Source organism: Thermoleptolyngbya oregonensis NK1-22 (assembly GCF_032705245.1).
GTDB classification, from domain to species: Bacteria; Cyanobacteriota; Cyanobacteriia; order Elainellales; family Elainellaceae; genus Thermoleptolyngbya; species Thermoleptolyngbya sichuanensis.
This window is the reverse complement of sequence record NZ_CP053540.1, coordinates 134,736-152,996: the sequence shown is the minus strand read 5'-3', so window position 1 is coordinate 152,996 and position 18,261 is coordinate 134,736. Positions and strand designations below refer to the sequence as shown.

At 57.6% G+C, this 18,261-nt stretch carries 16 protein-coding genes; 6 read left to right on the top strand and 10 right to left on the bottom strand.

What is annotated here, in order from left to right:
- The first annotated feature begins 45 nt into the window (after positions 1–45).
- On the top strand, positions 46–867 hold the full coding sequence (locus HNI00_RS00655) for a tetratricopeptide repeat protein (protein WP_316789780.1): 822 nt from the start codon (positions 46–48) through the stop codon (positions 865–867).
- Between the two features lie 89 nt (positions 868–956).
- On the opposite strand, the gene HNI00_RS00650 is transcribed toward HNI00_RS00655, so the two are convergent.
- The 4 genes from HNI00_RS00650 to HNI00_RS00635 form a co-directional block, all read right to left on the bottom strand.
- Positions 957–1,802 (bottom strand): hypothetical protein, encoded by an 846-nt coding sequence (locus tag HNI00_RS00650; RefSeq protein ID WP_316789778.1) that lies wholly within the window; start codon positions 1,800–1,802, stop codon positions 957–959.
- 201 nt (positions 1,803–2,003) lie between these two features.
- Positions 2,004–2,945 carry a GDP-L-fucose synthase family protein gene (locus tag HNI00_RS00645; protein WP_316789776.1) on the bottom strand — a complete coding sequence of 314 codons (942 nt, stop codon included), beginning with the start codon at positions 2,943–2,945 and terminating at the stop codon, positions 2,004–2,006.
- Positions 2,946–3,093: 148 nt separating this feature from the next.
- Positions 3,094–4,176: a GDP-mannose 4,6-dehydratase gene (gene gmd, locus HNI00_RS00640; RefSeq protein ID WP_316789774.1), complete on the bottom strand. Its 1,083-nt coding sequence runs from the start codon at positions 4,174–4,176 to the stop codon at positions 3,094–3,096.
- Positions 4,177–4,572: 396 nt separating this feature from the next.
- Positions 4,573–6,267, bottom strand: a complete 1,695-nt coding sequence (locus HNI00_RS00635; protein WP_316789772.1) for an ABC transporter permease — start codon at positions 6,265–6,267, stop codon at positions 4,573–4,575.
- A 114-nt stretch (positions 6,268–6,381) separates the two neighbouring features.
- On the opposite strand from HNI00_RS00635, the gene HNI00_RS00630 reads away from it, so the two are divergent.
- On the top strand, positions 6,382–7,503 hold the full coding sequence (locus HNI00_RS00630) for an ABC transporter ATP-binding protein (protein WP_316789770.1): 1,122 nt from the start codon (positions 6,382–6,384) through the stop codon (positions 7,501–7,503).
- 206 nt (positions 7,504–7,709) lie between these two features.
- On the opposite strand, the gene purN is transcribed toward HNI00_RS00630, so the two are convergent.
- Together purN and speB are read right to left on the bottom strand one after the other, a co-directional pair.
- Positions 7,710–8,426 carry a phosphoribosylglycinamide formyltransferase gene (purN, locus tag HNI00_RS00625; RefSeq protein WP_316789767.1) on the bottom strand — a complete coding sequence of 239 codons (717 nt, stop codon included), beginning with the start codon at positions 8,424–8,426 and terminating at the stop codon, positions 7,710–7,712.
- Between the two features lie 6 nt (positions 8,427–8,432).
- Complete coding sequence (speB, locus tag HNI00_RS00620; RefSeq protein WP_316789765.1) at positions 8,433–9,338, bottom strand: agmatinase; 906 nt, start codon at positions 9,336–9,338, stop codon at positions 8,433–8,435.
- A 152-nt stretch (positions 9,339–9,490) separates the two neighbouring features.
- Between speB and HNI00_RS00615 the strand changes: the two genes are divergently transcribed.
- Positions 9,491–10,711 (top strand): URC4/urg3 family protein, encoded by a 1,221-nt coding sequence (locus tag HNI00_RS00615; RefSeq protein ID WP_420156267.1) that lies wholly within the window; start codon positions 9,491–9,493, stop codon positions 10,709–10,711.
- 129 nt (positions 10,712–10,840) lie between these two features.
- On the opposite strand, the gene HNI00_RS00610 is transcribed toward HNI00_RS00615, so the two are convergent.
- Both HNI00_RS00610 and HNI00_RS00605 read right to left on the bottom strand, forming a co-directional pair.
- Entirely contained in the window at positions 10,841–11,401 is a 561-nt protein-coding gene (locus tag HNI00_RS00610; protein ID WP_316789761.1) for a hypothetical protein, read from the bottom strand.
- Positions 11,402–12,094: 693 nt separating this feature from the next.
- Positions 12,095–13,078 (bottom strand): RNA polymerase sigma factor, RpoD/SigA family, encoded by a 984-nt coding sequence (locus HNI00_RS00605; protein WP_068509309.1) that lies wholly within the window; start codon positions 13,076–13,078, stop codon positions 12,095–12,097.
- Between the two features lie 1,048 nt (positions 13,079–14,126).
- Between HNI00_RS00605 and HNI00_RS00600 the strand changes: the two genes are divergently transcribed.
- A complete protein-coding gene (locus HNI00_RS00600) occupies positions 14,127–14,801 on the top strand; it encodes a Uma2 family endonuclease (RefSeq protein ID WP_420156266.1) in 675 nt (224 codons plus the stop codon).
- Here HNI00_RS00600 and HNI00_RS00595 read toward each other — a convergent pair.
- Entirely contained in the window at positions 14,790–16,505 is a 1,716-nt protein-coding gene (locus tag HNI00_RS00595; RefSeq protein ID WP_297074877.1) for a helicase HerA domain-containing protein, read from the bottom strand. The two genes, HNI00_RS00600 and HNI00_RS00595, sit on opposite strands and share 12 nt — an antisense overlap.
- 432 nt (positions 16,506–16,937) lie before the next feature.
- Between HNI00_RS00595 and psaX the strand changes: the two genes are divergently transcribed.
- Positions 16,938–17,057 carry a photosystem I protein PsaX gene (psaX, locus tag HNI00_RS00590; protein WP_172357899.1) on the top strand — a complete coding sequence of 40 codons (120 nt, stop codon included), beginning with the start codon at positions 16,938–16,940 and terminating at the stop codon, positions 17,055–17,057.
- Here the strand turns inward: psaX and HNI00_RS00585 are convergent.
- A complete protein-coding gene (locus tag HNI00_RS00585) occupies positions 17,036–17,209 on the bottom strand; it encodes a hypothetical protein (RefSeq protein WP_316789755.1) in 174 nt (57 codons plus the stop codon). The genes psaX and HNI00_RS00585 overlap by 22 nt on opposite strands.
- 844 nt (positions 17,210–18,053) lie before the next feature.
- On the opposite strand from HNI00_RS00585, the gene HNI00_RS00580 reads away from it, so the two are divergent.
- Positions 18,054–18,251 (top strand): hypothetical protein, encoded by a 198-nt coding sequence (locus tag HNI00_RS00580; RefSeq protein WP_316789752.1) that lies wholly within the window; start codon positions 18,054–18,056, stop codon positions 18,249–18,251.
- The last annotated feature ends 10 nt before the right edge of the window (positions 18,252–18,261 follow it).

Here is an 18,261-nt window from a genome sequence, read left to right as displayed (position 1 = left end):
GAAGATGCACTTTCAACACCCTACCATTCTCTCAACCGCTTGCTTATGGGCACTTCTGTTGACATTACGGCAGCCAACTTCGCGCAAGAAGTGACGCAAAAATCCTACGAAAAACCAGTGCTGGTGGACTTTTTCGCCACTTGGTGTGGCCCCTGCCAGTTGCTCAAGCCGATGCTAGAAAAGCTGTCGCAAGAGTACGATTTCGTGCTGGCAAAGGTGGATATTGACCAAAATCCTGACCTGGCCAATGCCTACGGTGTAGAAGGCGTGCCGGACGTGCGGATTGTGGTGGATGGCGCAATGCAGAATGGCTTTGTCGGCGTGCTGCCAGAACCGCAGTTGCGCGAGCTATTGGGCAAGCTGAATTTGCACTCGACGCTGGAGCAAGGGCTGGCAGAGATTCGGGCGGCGCGGGCTGCGGGCGATGTAAACCAGGTGAAGCAACGGTTCGCAGACCTGATTCAGGCTTATCCGACCGATGCACGGCTGATGCTGGAGGCGGCAGAATTTTTGGTCAGCCAGGGGCAAATCGAGTCGGCAGAGAAGCTGCTGTCGCCGATTCCTGAGCGGGATAAAGACCTGTTTCGGCGGGCGCAGGCGGTGCGCGGGCTGATCGCGTTTCACCGAGACTTGGCTAGTCCTGCGGAACCGGGCGAACTGGAGACGAAATATCGGCAAGCAGAGCAGCACGCCCTGGAAGGCAATTACGAAGCGGCGTTTGCAGGCTTTCTGGAAATCGTGGCGGGCGATCGCAAGTTTCGGCAGGACGGGGCCCGCAAGGCGATGATCGTGCTATTTGACCTGCTGGGCGACGACCACCCGCTGACCCGCAGCTATCGCAAGCAGTTGATGCAAACGATGTATTAAGAAACGGCGTATTGAGAAATGGCGTATTAAAAAATGGCGTATTGAAAACGGTTCAGGTCATGGGCGATGCACAACCTGAACCGGAAGCCCTACGAGCAGCGATCGCTCTGGGCGCGAAAGACCTGGCGCAGATCTCCCGAAAACACGACTCGATAGAAGAAGGGCGACGAACCGCTGCAACTCATGGGCTGGCGATTGGCACGGCGGGGCGAAAACCACGAGTTGGCGGTGACGACGAGCCGCGAACCTGTCCAGGAAAGGCCGGTGACTTCTAGCGAGTTGCTGCGCCCGCTGCTGAGTTGGGCGGTCAGAAACGTCCCGGCGGTGGGTGCGCCGTTGGTGGGGTTGAGCCGCGCCAACACGGCGACTTTGGGGCCGCCGCCGCTGCCGTAGCTAGTCAGCCAGCCCTGACGGGTAAAGCGGCGATAGTCCTGGCTGGCAGTGCCCTGGGTTCCGGTGGCGCTGAACACGGCATAGAGCGCACTGCTGCCGTCCCATAGCAGCCCATAGCCTTCGCCATCGTCGGCTGTGATTTCGTAATCTGCGCGGCACCAGGCCCGCTGCCCCCGGTTAAACCGGACAACGATCGGGTTTTTGTTGTTGGCAGACACCTGGCGATAGCCAATGTAGATGCGCGATCGCCCAATCGTGACCACGGGGCCACCCTTTTGCCGCACAACGGATTCTGAGTCCTGGCAGGAAAACTCGACGGACTCCCCCACAGAGGCCGAGACGGTGGCCTGGGCAGGCAGGGCGATTGCCAGCCACAGGGGCAACAGTCCGACGGTCAGGCTGGCAACGCGGGCAGCACAGCGGGTGAAGGGGGCAAGCGGAAAAGACTGCGGGAAACGATTCTCAGACGACGGACAAGGGGCGATCGCCACACTAGGGCAATGGAGAGCGTGCTTAGGGACGTGCTGATGATCGGTTGGCATAAGGTTGGGGTGACTGATTGGAAGGAGTGGGATGGGCAGACGCACCCACTATGAGCTTCCAGTTCAGACCCTAGCCCAGCGAGCCGAATCAACGGTTCTGTGAAATTACGGGAGATTTCAGAGGGCGATCGCCCCTCGTTTCCTGATCTTCACGCAGAGGGGTGTCGGCGGCTGGCCTTAAGGCTCCCTGCGGCTCCCTGCCTACGCCGCGTGCTGCCGATACCACTCGATTGTATTTTTCAAGCCTTGGCGGAACTCCACCTCTGCGGTAAAGCCAAACCTCTCCTTCGCCCGCCGCGTATCGAGACACCTGCGGGGCTGCCCATTGGGCTTATCAGTCTCCCAAACCAGTTCCCCGTCATAGTCCATCAGTTCACAAATCAGCGTAATCAGGTCCTTGATAGAAATCTCATAGCCCGTCCCCAAATTCACAGGCTCCGGCTCCGCATAGAACTGCGTGCCCATCACAATCCCCCGCGCCGCATCGGTGGAATAGAGAAACTCCCGCGTCGGCGAACCATCCCCCCACACCGGAATCGTCCTCTCCCCGCGCAACTGCGCCTCATGCACCTTGCGAATCAGCGCCGGAATCACATGAGAACTGCGCGGGTCAAAATTATCCTCCGGTCCATACAGATTCACCGGCAGCAGGTAAATGCCATCAAACCCATACTGCTGACGATAGGCCTGAAGCTGCACCAACAGCGCCTTCTTCGCCACCCCATAGGGAGCATTGGTCTCCTCCGGGTAGCCATTCCACAGGTCATCTTCCTTGAAGGGCACAGGCGTGAACTTGGGATAGGCGCAAATCGTGCCCACACAGGTAAACTTCTTCACCCCCGCTTCATAGGCAGCATGAATCAGTTGCGCCCCCATCATCAGGTTGTCGTAGAACAGTTCCGCAGGCTTTTCCCGATTCAGCCCGATGCCACCGACATGGGCTGCGAGATGAATCACAATGTCTTGCTGGTCAACGGCGCGACGGCACGCCTCCATCTGCGTCAGGTCATAGTCGCGAGAGCGGGGCACCGTAATCTTGGCGGGGTCGGCACCCGCGTTGATGAGTTGGTTCACCACCTGCTTGCCGAGGAATCCGGCACCACCCGTGACAAGAATTCGTTGGTTGGAGAAGGAAAGGGGCATAGGGGAAAGAGGGAAGAGGGAAGAAGGAAGAACGAAGAGGGAAGAACGAAGAAGGAAGAGGGAAGAGGGAAGAACGAAGAGGGAAGAACGAAGAAGGAAGAGGGAAGAGCGGGTTTTCGTTTTTCGTTCTTCGTTTTTCGTTTTTTCCTTAGGGCGTTGCGCTCGTGCCTGCGGCTTGCCGAATGGTGGCGTGGTCGAGGACGGGTTGGACGCTGTTGCCATTGAGGGGGATGAGACCCAGGGCTTTGAGGTCGGCTTCGACCATCAGGTAGACCAACTGCTCGAAGCTGACGCTGGGCTGCCAGCCGAGTTGGGTCTTGGCTTTGGTGGGGTCGCCAATCAGCAGGTCAACTTCGGCGGGGCGCAGGTAGCGTTCGTCGAACTCGACGTAGTCTTGCCAGTTGAGGTTGACGTAACCAAAGGCGAGTTCCAGGAATTCGCGCACTTCGTGGGTTTCGCCAGTGGCAACGACGTAGTCATCGGGCTGGTCTTGTTGCAGCATCAGCCACATGGCTTGCACGTAGTCTTTGGCGTAGCCCCAGTCCCGTTTGGCATCTAGGTTGCCCATATAGAGTTTCTTTTGCTGTCCGGCGACGATGCGGGCGACGGCGCGGGTGATTTTGCGGGTGACAAAGGTTTCGCCCCGGCGGGGAGATTCGTGGTTGAACAGGATGCCGTTGCAGGCGAACAGACCGTAGGATTCGCGGTAGTTGACGGTTTGCCAGTGGGCGTAGACTTTGGCGCAGGCGTAGGGACTGCGCGGGTAGAAGGGGGTGCTTTCGCTTTGGGGGACGGCTTGCACTTTGCCGTACATTTCGGAGGAGCCTGCTTGGTAGAAGCGGACTTCGTTGCCGGTGCGCTGCTGGTAGTCCCGCAGGGCTTCTAGGAGCCGCAGGGTGCCCATGCCGACGGCATCGGCGGTGTATTCGGGGGCATCGAAGCTGACGCGCACGTGGGATTGTGCGCCGAGGTTGTAGATTTCGTGAGGCTGCACGTGTTCGAGGATGCGCCGCAGGGTGGTGCCGTCGGTCAGGTCGCCGTAGTGCAGAAACAGGCGGGCGTTTTCGTTGTGCGGGTCTTCATAAATATGGTCGATGCGGTCGGTGTTGAAGGTGGAGGTGCGGCGGATGATGCCGTGGACTTCGTATCCCTTCTCTAGAAGCATCTCGCTCAGGTATGACCCGTCTTGGCCTGTGATTCCCGTGATTAGTGCCCGTTTCCGCTCTGACATAGTGCTCTAACGCCTTGCTGAGGTGATGGTGACATAGGTGGACGATTCAAGGGGGCGATCGCCCTCAACGCTTGTGCCTGGACTGAACCGAATGGCAAGCATCGCGCTGTCGGCTGATTTTACCGCAAGTGGATGACCTGCGCTGCCTCCAGATCTGCCGCTGAATGTCTACGTAAGGATTTGTTGCGAATTTGTTACACAAGTATTTGTTACGCAAATATTTGTCAGCGTACCGTATTTAACTGATGCAATTTCAACCAGTGCGATGAAATAGAGCCGTCTGAGATTGGGTTACAGCAGGTTTTTGGCAAATGAGCCAGACGGCGATCGCCCTTCTCCAGCTTGGTTCTTAACTTAATCGCCCTAACTTAATCGCGATGAATGCGATTAATGCGATTAATTGCGATCGCCCCCGGCAATCTGCTGGCTGAGCAAGATCACGGGCACCAGCCCCACCGCCACAATCACCAGTGCCGCTGCCGAAGATTCCGCCAGCCGCTCGTCGGACGCAAGCTGGTAGACCCGCACCGCCAGCGTGTCGAAGTTAAACGGGCGCACGATCAGCGTGGCGGGCAGTTCCTTCATCACGTCCACAAACACCAGCAGCGCCGCACTGAGCAGACTGCCGCCCATCAGGGGCGCATGGACTCGCCGCAGCACGCCGAGGGAATTTTCGCCGAGCGATCGCGCGGCATTGTCCAGACTGGGCTTGATTCGCTCCAGACCCGACTCGACCGAATTCAGCGCCACAGCCAGGAACCGCACCAGATAGGCAAACACCAGCGCCACAATCGTGCCGCTCAGCAGCAGCCCGGTGGAAATGCCAAAGGTGCGCTGCATCCAGGCATCGACGGAGTTGTCGAACGCGCCCAGGGGCACCAGTACGCCGACCGCAATCACTGAGCCGGGAATGGCATAGCCCAGGGCCGACGTTCGCAGCGACAGGTTCATCCACCCGTTGGGACGCAGCCGCACGCCGTAGGCCAGCAGGAGGGCGATCGCCCCCGCCAGCCCCGCCGTCAGCGCTGCCGCTAAGAAGCTGTTTTTGGCAAACCCCCAGAGGCGCGGGTCGGTCAACTGGTTCAGATTTCGCAGGGTCATGTGCAGCAGCAGTCCGGCGGGAACCAGAAAGCCCAGCAGCAGGGGAACTATGCAAGCGGCGATCGCCAGTCCGCTGCGCCAGCCCCCCAGCCGAAAGCGGTTCTGGCTGTAGGATTTGCCGCGTTTTTGGTAATAGCGCCCCTGGCGGCGAAACCACTGCTCCAGCACAATCAGCGCCAGCACAAATAGCATCAGCAGCGCCGCCAGTTGGGACGCGGCCGCCCGTTCGCCCATGCCAAACCAGGTGCGATAGATGCCCGTGGTAAAGGTGTCTACGCTGAAATATTGCACCGTGCCAAAGTCGCCCAGGGTTTCCATCAGCGCCAGGGCCGTGCCAGCGGCGATCGCCGGCCGGGCCAGGGGCAGCGCCACTCGCCAAAAGCTCTGCCAGGGGTTGCAGCCCAGGCTACGGCTGGCTTCCAGCGTGCAAACCGACTGTTCCCCAAAGGCCACCCGCGCCAGCAGGTAGACATAGGGATAGAGCGTCAGCACCAGCAGCGCGATCGCCCCGCCCAGGGATCGAATCGGCGGAAACCAGTAGTCCTGCGCCGACTGGAACCCAAAGAGCGATCGCAGCCCCGTTTGCACCGGGCCGTAATAGTCCAGCAGTTCGGTGTAGGTGTAGGCCAGGAGATAGGCAGGAAAGGCCAGCGGCAGCAGCAGCGCCCAACTGAGAATGCCGCGTCCTGGAAACTGCGTCATCGTTACTAGCCAGGCCGTGCCCGTGCCCAGCACAACTACCCCCGCGCCCACGCCCAGCATGAGCGCCAGAGAATTTGCCACGTAGCGCCCCAGCACCGTGGCGGCGAGATGTTGCCAAACGTCCCAAGCGGGCGTAAACAGGCTGGCCGCCACCACCAGCACGGGCGCAGCAATCAGCAGGGCGATCGCCCCCACCGCCAGCGTCCACAGGTCTAGCCCGGACTTACTGCGAGAAAGATGCAATTTTTTGGAAACGGCGATGTCCGCCGGTTTTGCAACAAAGCTCATGGCATGATAAGGAATTGACCCGAATTTCTGAGCGTTGCCCGCTCGAATTGTCGAGTTGTTGAGAAGATATTAATTGATTCTAAGTCTCAATAATGCACTTCCATGAGCGCCAGCATGAATTCTTCGCCCGTTTTGCAGCTTCAGCAGGTGACGCATCAGTTTCCCAATCGCCCCGTTCCCACGGTGTATAACGTCAGCCTCGACCTGGAGCCGGGTGAAATTTTGGCGCTGCTGGGGCCGTCGGGCTGTGGCAAAACGACGCTGCTGCGGCTGATTGCGGGCTTTGAGCAGCCCCAGCAGGGGGAAGTGGCGATCGCCGGCCGCATAGTCGCCAATGCAGACGGCATGGTGCCGCCGGAACAGCGCTCGGTGGGCATGGTGTTTCAAGACTTTGCCCTGTTTCCCCATCTGACGGTGCAGGAAAATATTGCCTTTGGGCTGGGAAAGGGCGACTCGCGGGGACAGGTGAGCGAGGCGATCGCCCTGGTTGGACTAACCGGATATGAACGCGCCTATCCGCACGAACTGTCGGGCGGGCAGCAGCAGCGCGTCGCCCTGGCCCGCGCCCTGGCCCCGCGCCCGTCGCTGGTGCTGCTAGACGAGCCGCTGAGCAATCTGGATGTGCAGGTACGGCTATATCTGCGGCAAGAAGTGCGGGACATTTTGAAAGCCACGGGCACGACAGCCGTGTTTGTCACCCACGACCAGGAAGAGGCAATGGCGATCGCCGATCAGGTCGCCGTCATGCGGCAGGGACACATCGAGCAGCAGGGCCCACCGGAGGTGCTTTATCATTCGCCCGTCTCCCGGTTTGTGGCAGAGTTTGTCACCCAGGCGAACGTGCTGCCTGCCCGCTGGAATGGGCAAGTCTGGGAAACAGAAATCGGCAGCTTTGCGCCAGAACCCACCCCCGCCCGCCCGGTGGATAGAGGCGACACCGCCGACTTGATGATTCGCCCCGAAGATATCCAGCTTCAGCCCAGCGCATCGGGCCGCGTGACGGTGGGCGATCGCCAGTTTCTCGGCCGCGACTATCGCTACACGCTGCTCACGCCCAGCGGCAACAAGCTCTATGCCCGCATCCCTGCTGATCGAACCTCGTCCGCCAGCGGGGCCGCGCCCCTCCCCCCCGGCACCTCGGTTCACCTCACCATCCACCCCACTGCCCTGAAACTGTTCCCCACGACAGAGGAGGCGGTAGATCGGTCGAAGGGGCGATCGCTGCCCGTTGCTTGAAGAAAAAACGAAGAACGAAGAACGAAGAACGAAGAACGAAAAACGAAGAACGAAAAATTGCTTTTCCCTCGCACAGAAAACCGAAAACCCATTCTTCCCGCGTAAAGAAAAAACGAAAAACGAAGAGCGAAAGCCGAAAGTCTGCTCTTCCCTCTTCGTTCTTCTATTCTTCGTTCTTCGTTCTTCCCTCTTCCCTCTTCGTTTTTCTATCTTCGTTCTTCGTTTTTCTCCACGCCGCTGCTCGCCAGCACGATCGCCCTCGGAAAGATACGATGCTCCTGCACCTGAATCCGCTGGTGCAGGGTGTCGGGGGTGTCGTGGGGCAGGATGGGCACGGCGGCTTGCATGATGATTGGGCCGCGATCCACTTCCAGGCGGACGTAGTGGACAGTGCAGCCTGTCACCTTGACCCCGGCGGCGAGGGCCTGTTCGACGGCGCGGGCCCCCGGAAAGCTGGGCAGCAGGCTGGGGTGCAGGTTCAAAATGCGGTTGGGAAAGGCGGTGATCAGCACGTCCGTCACCACGCGCATCCACCCCGCCATGATCACCCATTCCACGTCATAGCGCTTGAGTTGGTCGATGATGGCTTGATCCAGGGCTTCGCGGCTGGGAAACTGGCGATGGTTCAGCAGTTCCGCTGGAATGCCCAGTCGTTTCGCCCGCTCCGCCGCCCCGGCCTGGGGATTGTTGTAGATCATCACCTGGACTTGGGCGTTGAGCTGGCGCTGGGCGATGGACTGGGCGATCGCCTCAAAGTTTGACCCACTGCCAGAGGCCAGCACGCCCAGCCGCAGCGGTGCGCCTGCAAAATGGCGCTGCCATACGCTGGGGGGAACCGCTGGTGAGATAAACCCCGGCGCGGCGGCATCTTCGGCGATCGCATCTGTGGGGATAGACGGGGGCAACGGGTCGGGGGACTGCATGTTGACCTAGCTCCAGCCCTGGGCGATCGCCTGATAGCCAATCAGCTTGTAGGCTAGCTTGGCGGCGGTAAATTCCGACACCACCGACTCGCTAACGGGCGCAAGCTCCATAATGTCTGCGCCGAGGACGTGGTGATGCTCAAACACCGACCGCAAGTAGCCCAGCAGCGAATACCAGTTCAGCCCGCCGGGTTCGGGTGTGCCCACGCCGGGGATCAGCGTCGGGTCAATGCCGTCTAGGTCGATGGTGAGAAAGACGTTGCGGGTGGGGATGGCGGCCAGCGCCCGTTCGGCCCAGTCGGGCTGGGTGGCGATTTCTCGCGCTCGAAATACGGTCAGATTTTTTTCTTTAATTAAATCCGCCTCTTCTTTGCAAATGCTGCGGATGCCGATTTGCACCGTGGGAAGACCCATGTCCACCACCCGACGCATGATGCAGGCGTGGTTGTGGATCGAGCCTTCGTATTCGTGGCGGAGGTCGCCGTGGGCATCGATTTGCACCACCGTAAACGGCTCCGTAGATGCGGCTTGATAAGCCCGCACCAGACCCGTCGTGATGCTGTGTTCGCCGCCCAGCCCGATGACGAACTTGCCGTCGGCAATGAGTTTGGCGGTGGTGTCCTCAACGACCTTCAGCATGGCTTCGGCAGACACCAGGCCGCTGCGCGTATCGGCGATCGCCCCGTGAGTATACACGCCGACGGGCCACATCTCCCGCTCTAGCTCCTCGTCGTAATATTCCACCTGATGCGACGCTTCCAAAATCGCCGCCGGGCCGTGTTCGCAGCCCTTGCGATAGGTCGTCGTCGCCTCGTAGGGAATCGGCAAAATCACGACCCGCGCTGTGTCATAGTCGGCGGCGACCTCTTCGCCCAAGAAGGGCAACTCGGCGATCGGCGTAGTGGTCAACATGGGCAAAAATCCAGAACAGCAGCAGTTATAAATTCTGACACACTTGCAGCGGCGAGGAGGTGTTCTTGCTGGCTGGGTATTTCCTGGGCTGCGATAACAGTTAAGCTGAGGGGGCTAAACGTTTGTCTGCATTTGCCTCCACGGGTTCCATCATGTCCACCGCCATCTACCTCCAGAGTCCTCAGGCGATTCGCGATCGCACTCAGCAGCTTTTTGAGCTGGCCCGCGCCGACAAACTGACGCACTTTCGCTATCGGGGCGATCGCCTCCAACCCACGGCCGACTATGTGCTGCGGGTGATGCGGGAACACTATCCCGACCTAAACGTGCCGTTTCATAGCCGCTGGCGACATTTTGGCGTGGGCAAGGTCGATCGGGTGGCCGAGTTGCAGGGGCGGCTGGCGGGGCTTGATCCGGTGGCCCAGGCGCGGGCCAAGTTCGATCTGGTGATTCTCAGCGTGCTGCTGGATGCGGGGGCGGGTGCGGTGTGGCGCTATCGCGAAGCCAGCAGCGGTCAGGTGTTTCAGCGGTCAGAAGGGCTGGCGGTGGCAAGCTTCTGGATGTTCTGCGAGGGGGCATTTTCGGGCGATCGCGCTGCTCCCCTCCAGGCAACCGCCGCCGCCCTCCAGCAGATCACCGAGTCCGATCTGGCTCAAGCGTTCCAGGTCACTCCAGACAATCCGCTAATCGGGCTGGCGGGGCGCGTGGCCCTGCTGCAACAGTTGGGCCACACCCTTGCCCAAAAGCCAGAATTCTTTGGCACTCAAACGCCCCGACCGGGCAACCTGGTGGACTACCTGCTGGCCCAAGCCGAGGATTGCCAGTTGCCCGCGCCCACCGTGCTGAGGGCCGTGCTGCAAGGACTCGGCGACATCTGGCCCGGCCGCATCACGCTTGAGGGCGTTAACCTGGGCGATGTTTGGCCGCACTCTGCTCTGCCCAACGCCGAGCCGGGGGCAAACCTCGTGCCGTTCCACAAGCTGTCGCAGTGGCTCACCTATTCCCTGCTGGAGCCGCTGCAAGACCTGGGGCTGGAAATCACGCAGCTTGACCAGCTTACGGGTCTGGCAGAATATCGCAACGGCGGCCTCTGCGTAGACCTGGGTCTACTGGAGCCAAAGCACGCTGACGTACTGCGTGGGCCGCACCTGCCCAGTTCTGAGGTGATTGTGGAATGGCGATCGCTCACGCTGGTTCTGCTCGACCAGATTGCCGATGCCATCCGCACCGAACTCGGCCTCAGCGCCACCGAACTGCCGCTCGTGAAAGTTCTGGAAGGCGGAACCTGGGCAGCCGGCCGAAAAATCGCCGCCGAACTGCGTCCGGGCGGCGATCCTCCAATCTCGATTCAAAGTGATGGAACGGTGTTTTAAAGAACGAAGAGAGAAGAACGAAAAACGAAGTTTTAAAGAACGAAGACAGAAGAACGAAAAACGAAAAAACCATCCTTCCCTCTTCGTTCTTCTTTTTTCTTTCTTCTCTTTTCGTTCTTCTCTCTTTTTCTAATTCACTCGCTCAGAGCTAATCTTGCAGGTGTTGAGAATGCGCTGGTCGTTTTCGCTCAGTGCGGAAAGCGGGTGAAATCCTTCCAGGTTCAGAGGGGCGATCGCCTCTCCGCCCGTCGCCGCGACCGACGCATTCGTTTGCAGCGCCACCGAGTAAGGATGCACCGTTTGCTCGTAGGAATCAATCACATTTAGCGCCAGTTCCTGGGCTTGCACTTCGCCATAAAAGCAATCAAAGGAGGAATGGGGCATATAGAACGCGCCTACCACTTGATTCTCTGTGACTTCAAACACCATGTAGGCAGAGCCAAGCTGGTCGGGCTGCTGAGACTGTCCGTACAAATAAACGCCATTGGGAAACCGCTGGCTAATTGCACCTTCCAAGCGGGCAACCGTTGCAGCGCTGGCTTGCGCCAGCCGGGATGCTTCGAGACCATGGGCTGGAGCCAGTGCCGCAGCCGCCAGTCCTAATGTTAGAAACAGCGCCGTAAAGGGCTTTTCAAAACGATTCCAAAGGGACTGCGACGTTTGGGGGAAACGGTTGTTCAAGCTCAGCATTGGCAGTCCTCCTTCACAAAACTAAAGATTACATAGAAGATTTACAGTTAGAAATTCGCTCTATAGTTCGCTGCCTATTTTGCTGCCTATATAGAGCTTACGAGCTTCGATTTAACGCTTTGGATGGGCTTCACAACTCTTGAAGAAAAGGGGGCTAATTTCGAGAGTTTGAAACGTCCACCGTCTCTCCGAACAGCTACACCGCCAAGGATTCAAATTCCAGATTTCGCTTCAAAAAATTGCAAAACTTTTTAGAAAAGTTCACTACTGAACATTTTTAGAAGCCGCGCCTGAAGTCTTGAGTGAAGCCTAGCCCAGTCCACAGGATGATGAGATCGAGCCTGGGAATGAGATGAGGGAAGCTGTGCGTAACCTTGCGAGAGAATCTGAACCGCTGAACCGCTATGGCCTTACTTTATAGAGCGAGAGTAGGAGGCAAATCACCCGATTCGCTCACCCAAGTAGGTGATCTTAATCACCGCTTGCTGGGGCATCCATGCAGCAAAACATGCAGCAAAAAATGATGACCCTGAGGCAGCGCAGAAGGCTTAGAAAAAGAACCGCCTCGTCTGACCCTCACATCATCACCTATGAAATAGAGGTGGAGGGGTTATGCACCGCTCCACCTCTATTCATCCCATGCATCCAGTTAAACAAACGGGAAGAAAGGACAGTTTGACGAACTGGCTGGAATTAACTGGCCAAATATCCACGAACGTTGACTTTGCGGCGACGCAGATGATCCAGCGCCTGCCGCTCAAGCTGACGCACGCGCTCACGGCTGATGTTCATCCGCTGCCCCACTTTTGCCAGCGATAGCTCATTGCCGTCTTCCAGCCCAAACCGCAGCACCAGCACCTCCCGCTGCTGAGGCGTTAGCTCCGCCAACAGGTTTTGGATGTCTTGCCGCAGCGATTCCTGCACCGTGAAGGTTTCAGGCGATGCGCCGTCGTCTTCTAGCAGGTCTTGCAGTTCGGTGTCCTGGTTGTCGCCGACTTTGAGATCTAGCGACACGGGCTGACGCGCCATCAGCAAGAATTCACGGATTTGTCCTGGTTCTAGCTCCAGCGCTTCAGCGATGTCTGCGGGCGTAGGCGCACGGCCCAATTCCTGCGTCAGTTCGCGCTGCACTTTTTTGATCTTGTTGAGCTTTTCGGTGATGTGGATGGGCAGGCGGATGGTGCGGGCCTGCTGGGCGATCGCCCGCGTAATGGCCTGACGAATCCACCAGTAGGCGTAGGTCGAGAACTTGTAGCCCCGCGTGGGGTCAAATTTCTCCACGCCGCGCTCCAGACCCAGCGTGCCCTCCTGGATCAGATCCAGGAATTCCAGGTTGCGCTTCTGATACTTCTTGGCGATCGCCACCACCAGGCGCAGGTTCGCCTCGATCATCTTTTGCTTTGCCCGCTGACCCACGCGCAGGGCTTGGCTCAACTCGGCTTCCGTCAGATTGACCTCGGCTGCCCACTCTGCCAGCGAAGGCTCCCGCTCCAGCTTGTTGGCCAGAGCCTCTTTCGCCTCCAGGAGTGCCATCATCTGCTGCACCTGCTTGCCATAGACAATCTCCTGCTCATGGGTCAGCAGCGGCACCCGACCAATTTCGTGCAGATAGGTTCGCACCATATCTGCGGTAAACAGCGGTTTCGTCGTTTTAGCTGTGGTGTTTGCGGTTGCCATGAATGCGAGACTCCGTTGAACAATCTTGAATCGAACAGGAAACGTAAACTGGATGGTCAGACGCTCTACCAGCCCCAGCAAAGAAGCAAAGAATAGAGAGACTAACTTATGAGCCAGCTTCTAGTGCAGTTTCTAGATCAGGAAACCGCCTTATGAAGAGGCTTGACTATACCCACTGAGGAAACCAGTGGAACGATGTTGGGGCTGGCGAACAAGTCCGAAGTAGGAATTGAAAATCCGAACGAAAGAAGCGACGCTCAGACGAAAACAGGTGAGGCAAAAACAGGTGAAATCTCTAAACCATTGCCTGGGTGCGTCTCTCTGGACGACTCCCTCTTAACCAACCCAGGGCAGCTTAAAAACAGCTTAGACGCGAGTTGAATGTAGATATTACTACGACTAGCGGCATTCTTCAGGAAAGTAGTAACCCTTTCTTAAGACCAATACTCTTGGCAGTCAAAACTGGCTTCAAACCAATGGTCAAAGACGCTGGTCAAAGCGCTAACAGACTGGGCGTGGCGCTGAAAGCCCAAGACAGAGAGCCAAAAAGCGAAACCAGAGTAGAAGTAGACGAGAGGTATGTCACAAAGGTGAAGTCGTTATGAGTTCGCTCTTGTATGAAGACTATAATACAAGTTTAGGCTTCCGTAAAGGGCTGAGCATTCATCCAAACGGGTGAACTTTGCAGGTGAACGGCGAGAGGACGGCGTGGCGCTTTCAGGTGAAGAATCGTGAGCAGCTTTCGTAAGAACCCTTGACATCAAACCTTTGACATTAACAAAGGACGAAGAAATCAAAACAAATGTTCACCGTGTCTCCCTATCATCTAGCGATTTATAGAGAGATCAGGTTCGGCTAGTACGGGGGGAAAACCGAACTCCCTGGATAGGGTTGGATTGGAGCGAAACAGCGTAGATCAGTAGATCATGATCATCAGTAGATCAAACAGATCAATGGGTTAAAGAGGCAGACCAAACAGGCTAGTTTCAACGGGGTGATTTTGATGGTCGAGGTTGGGGTTCAGGAGGGTGAGGTGCAGGAAGGTGAGATGCAGACCGTGGGCGGTGCAGAAACGGCGATCGCCCGCCCACCCGCCCTGGGCGAAAAGCGCGTCACCTTGCGCGGGCTAACGTGGCACGGCTATCTGCAAATTTTGGATGCCCTGCCCCAGAGCCGCGCCGCCCGTCTTACCTATGATCAGGGAACCCTCGAAATCACGATACCGCTGGAAGATCACGAATTTTCGCTAAGGCTGATTGAACGTTTCATTATCATCCTGGTGGTGGAACTGGGCATGAAGATCAAGACCATGGGTTCTACTACCATGAATCGAGAAGACCTGAATCGTGGATCGGAACCCGACTGCGCCTACTATATTCAGCATCAGCCGCAGGTCGCCGGCCGCAAGGTCAACTTTGCCACCGCCCCGCCGCCCGATCTGGTGGTGGAAGTAGACATCACCCACACCGACATTGACAAAAATCGCTTCTATGCCAGCCTCGGCGTGCCAGAGTTTTGGCGATACAACGGGCGCGAGTGGCGGATTTACCACCTGCAAGCGGGCGAGTATGTCGAGCAGAGCCACAGTCCTACCTTTGGCTGGGTGGAAAAAGACGACCTCTACCGCTTTTTGGAACAGGCGCAGCAGGACGAAGTGGAGGCAGAATTGGCGCTGCGGGCCTGGGCGAGGGAGAAGGTGGCTGCGCTGCGATCAGAAGCCTAGATCAGCCTTGGCCGCCTCCGAAACGCGGAACACGGCGGCATCAGGCATCTCCTCCCAGGCGGTTTCGCCAATTTCGGCGTAGAAAGTTTCGTCGTAGGGACGAGTGCGAACCACGACGGGCATCGGCACGGCGTGCCCCAAAATTAGCGCCTGCTGTTTGGAATCGAGCTTCGCTAGGACAGACCGCAGCGCCTGCCCGCCAGACACGCCCGTAAAAATTGCGTCGATGTCTTTCTCGTCATTTAAGAGGGCCGTGATGCGCGTGCCGATCTGCGACATCACCTCGTTGTCGATGCCCGACGGGCGCTGATCGACCACCAGCAGCGTCACGAAATACTTCCGCATTTCACGGGCGATCGTGCCAAAGATGGTCTGCCGGACGGTGGCCGGGTCGAGAAACCGGTGCGCCTCTTCGATGGTGATGACGAGCTGGTGGGGGCGATCGCCCGGATTCTTCGTCTGCAAGAAGCGCTCCGCCTTCAGCACGTAGCTGGCGTGGATGCGTCGCGCAATGATATTCGTCGCCAGCATATAGGACAGCATGTTTGACTGGGAGCCAAACTCCACGACCACATGCTTGCCCGCCTCCAGCGCCTCTAGCACCTGCCCCACATAGTTATGCGGACAGGCGGGGCGCAGATATTTCAAATCATCCAGCCGGGTCAGCTTGCGCTGGAGCGCCATAATCGACGCTGGGCTACCCATCTTCACCTGGCAAAACTCCTGAATCTCCTCATTGCTCATCGACAGCAGGCGAGAAATCCAGGCTTTGCCAAACTCATTGCGGAGAATAATGGCGTTTTCTAGCGCTGCCTCCGAGACGTTCAGTTCGCCGCGCACCAGCGCCAGGTCTTCTACCTCGATTTGGTCATAGCTGATGAATAGCTCCTGGGCATCGCGCACGCCCCGCCGCTGGGTTGATTGGGGATCGAGCGTGAAGATTTTTACCTGCCCTGGAAACAACTGCCGCAGCCCTTTCACCATCGACACGCGAGACTTGGAGCCGCCCTCGCTGGTGGCCTCCCAGCCGTATTCCGAATGCATGTCGAAAATCAGGTTCACCGCTGCCCGCTTGCGAATAATGCCCGACAGCAGCAGCCGCGTCAGGAAGGATTTGCCCGTGCCCGACTTGCCAAATACGCCGTTGCTGCGCTCCACAAACCGATCTAGGTCGATGCAAATGGGCACGTCCATATCAATTGGCTGCCCCACGGAAAAGTTGCGCCGATGGGGGTCGTCTTCCCAGCCAAAGACGGCGCGAAAGTCGCGATCGCTCGCATCGAACACCTGGCTAAAGTGGCTGGGAATGGTTTTGACGGGCAATAGCTCGATGGCGCTGGTGTTGGCTTGGAGAGGGCTGGTTTTGGATTTTGGATTTTGGATTTTGGATGGGGCGCTCTGTTCATCAGTGGGGGTGAACATCAGCATCGGCGACAGGTTGATAGTGCCGTAGGTGCCGCTGCCTGCTAGGACTTCTTGCAAAAAGGTGTTGCTGGGGTCTGGCGGGTTGGAGACAATGCGGGGGTTGGTGGTTCCTAGAGAGACATCGGTGAGCATACAAAAGAAGCGCGATCGCCGCCCCTGCACCACCAGAAACTTGCCCACGCGCATATCTTCGACCGACACATCCGCGTGCAGCCGCACCTCTAGCCCCTGGCTGAGGGAGCCTTGAATCACAGACCCCAATGGATTTTCCAATTCCATACGCTAATTCTGTAACCCGTTCGCGCTAGCATTCACGCTCAGTAATTTGCAGGGTAATTTGCAAGATAATTTGCAGGGTGATTTGCAAGCTTTTGCAGACGTATTGCAGGGATGTACCGAGCTTTTTGGTTCATAATACATACGTTCTTAATGCCATAATACACACGTTCTTAGGATTTTCTATAGTACATGCGTTTTAATGTGCAAACGATTTGGGGCGTGTGGACGGGAATGAGGTTTGGGAATAAAGATGGCTGCCCTCTGGCTGCCCTCTATTTGTTCCCCTGATTCTTGTCCCCCTGATTCGTCCCTCTGATTCGTCCCCCCTATTTGTAATGTTTCGTTTTGCCAAGCGGAGGGTTATCAAGTCCCCCGCTGTGGTTAATAATGAACGATTAGATTCTCTGCTGTTTATCGCTGTTAGGAATTGCCATGACTTCTAAATCCAAACCCGCCAGCAAACCTCCCTATACCTTCCGCGCCGGTTGGGCCCTGCTGCTGCTCGGCATCAACTTTGTGGTGGCGGCCTACTACTTCGGCGTTTTGAAGTAACCCGTCAAACAGCTTTGCCCAGTGTCTATGCCCAGTGCCCGTGCCCGGTGGATGCCCAGCGTGGATGCCCGGTGGATGCCCAGTGGATGCCCAGTGTGGATGCCCGGTGCATACGCCAGAGTCCAGACCCAGTGTTCATGTCCAGTGTTCATGTCCAGTGTCTAGGCTGCTCCTCTGTCTTGCGGGCTAGCAGCATTTCGGGACACGTTTCAGGATTGATTTCAGGACGCATTCAGGGCGCATTCGGGACGCATTCAGGACGCATTTAGGGCATATTCAGGACATCCTCAGGACACATCCAGGACACATTCAGGACAACTAAATTCTTGCAACAGCGAGAGTTCTGCCCTGCGGAGTTCTCGCTGTCTTACTTTGGGGTCGGCTTTGTGCCGTTCGGACCGACTTTATGCAGAATGTTTGGGTGGGGCGATCGCCCCAAAGAGTCTCAGAGGATGTTTGAAAAGTCCTACTGTTTGTAGCAAAGCGTGTAAGCTCCCCCTAAATCCCCTAAAAAAGGGGGACTTTAAGGCGGTTTCCCCCCTTTTTAAGGGGGGCGAGGGGGGATTTCTGAGTGCTTAACATTACAGACGATACCTTTTCAAACACCCTCTAAGGCGAAAAACTCTGAGACGAAAAACTTTGAGATCTCACGCCGCTAATGCACAATTTGTGTTTCTGCCCTATAATGTTGCGCCATAGCTGTGTGCGAGCAGCTTGCTTTCTCCCCGAAATTTTGGTCGTTTAGTCACTTACGGCATTGGTAGGCGCGACCAACACCTACCAACGCCTGGCCCCTCGACAGTACGGGCTGTCTCAGGGCTGCGTCCATTTTAGGCCGCCCTGTCCCAGCGCTTCACGTCTTTGGGCGGCCAACATTTCGGGGTTTCTCTCAACCCATTTCACAAGAGGAACCCCCAAATGCTGCAAATTTAATATGTCTGGTCGTCCCCATGCTCGGAGGCGACCGAGTTTTCGCTGCCGTCGCTGACCTGCGAGTTGCCCCGTCGCCGCCGCCTGCGCCTCTACTTGGTCGGCTCTCCTGCCGATACGCAGCAAGAGGTCGATCGGCTGCACCTGCTCCGCTATGCCGAGCGCTTTGAGTGGAGCCGCGCTGTCTCTGTTGCAGAACGCGGCATCCTGATCCAGCCCGATCCGGGGGACGTGTTGCGATACTTGCAGCGCCGTCGCGAGTAAGTTACAACCG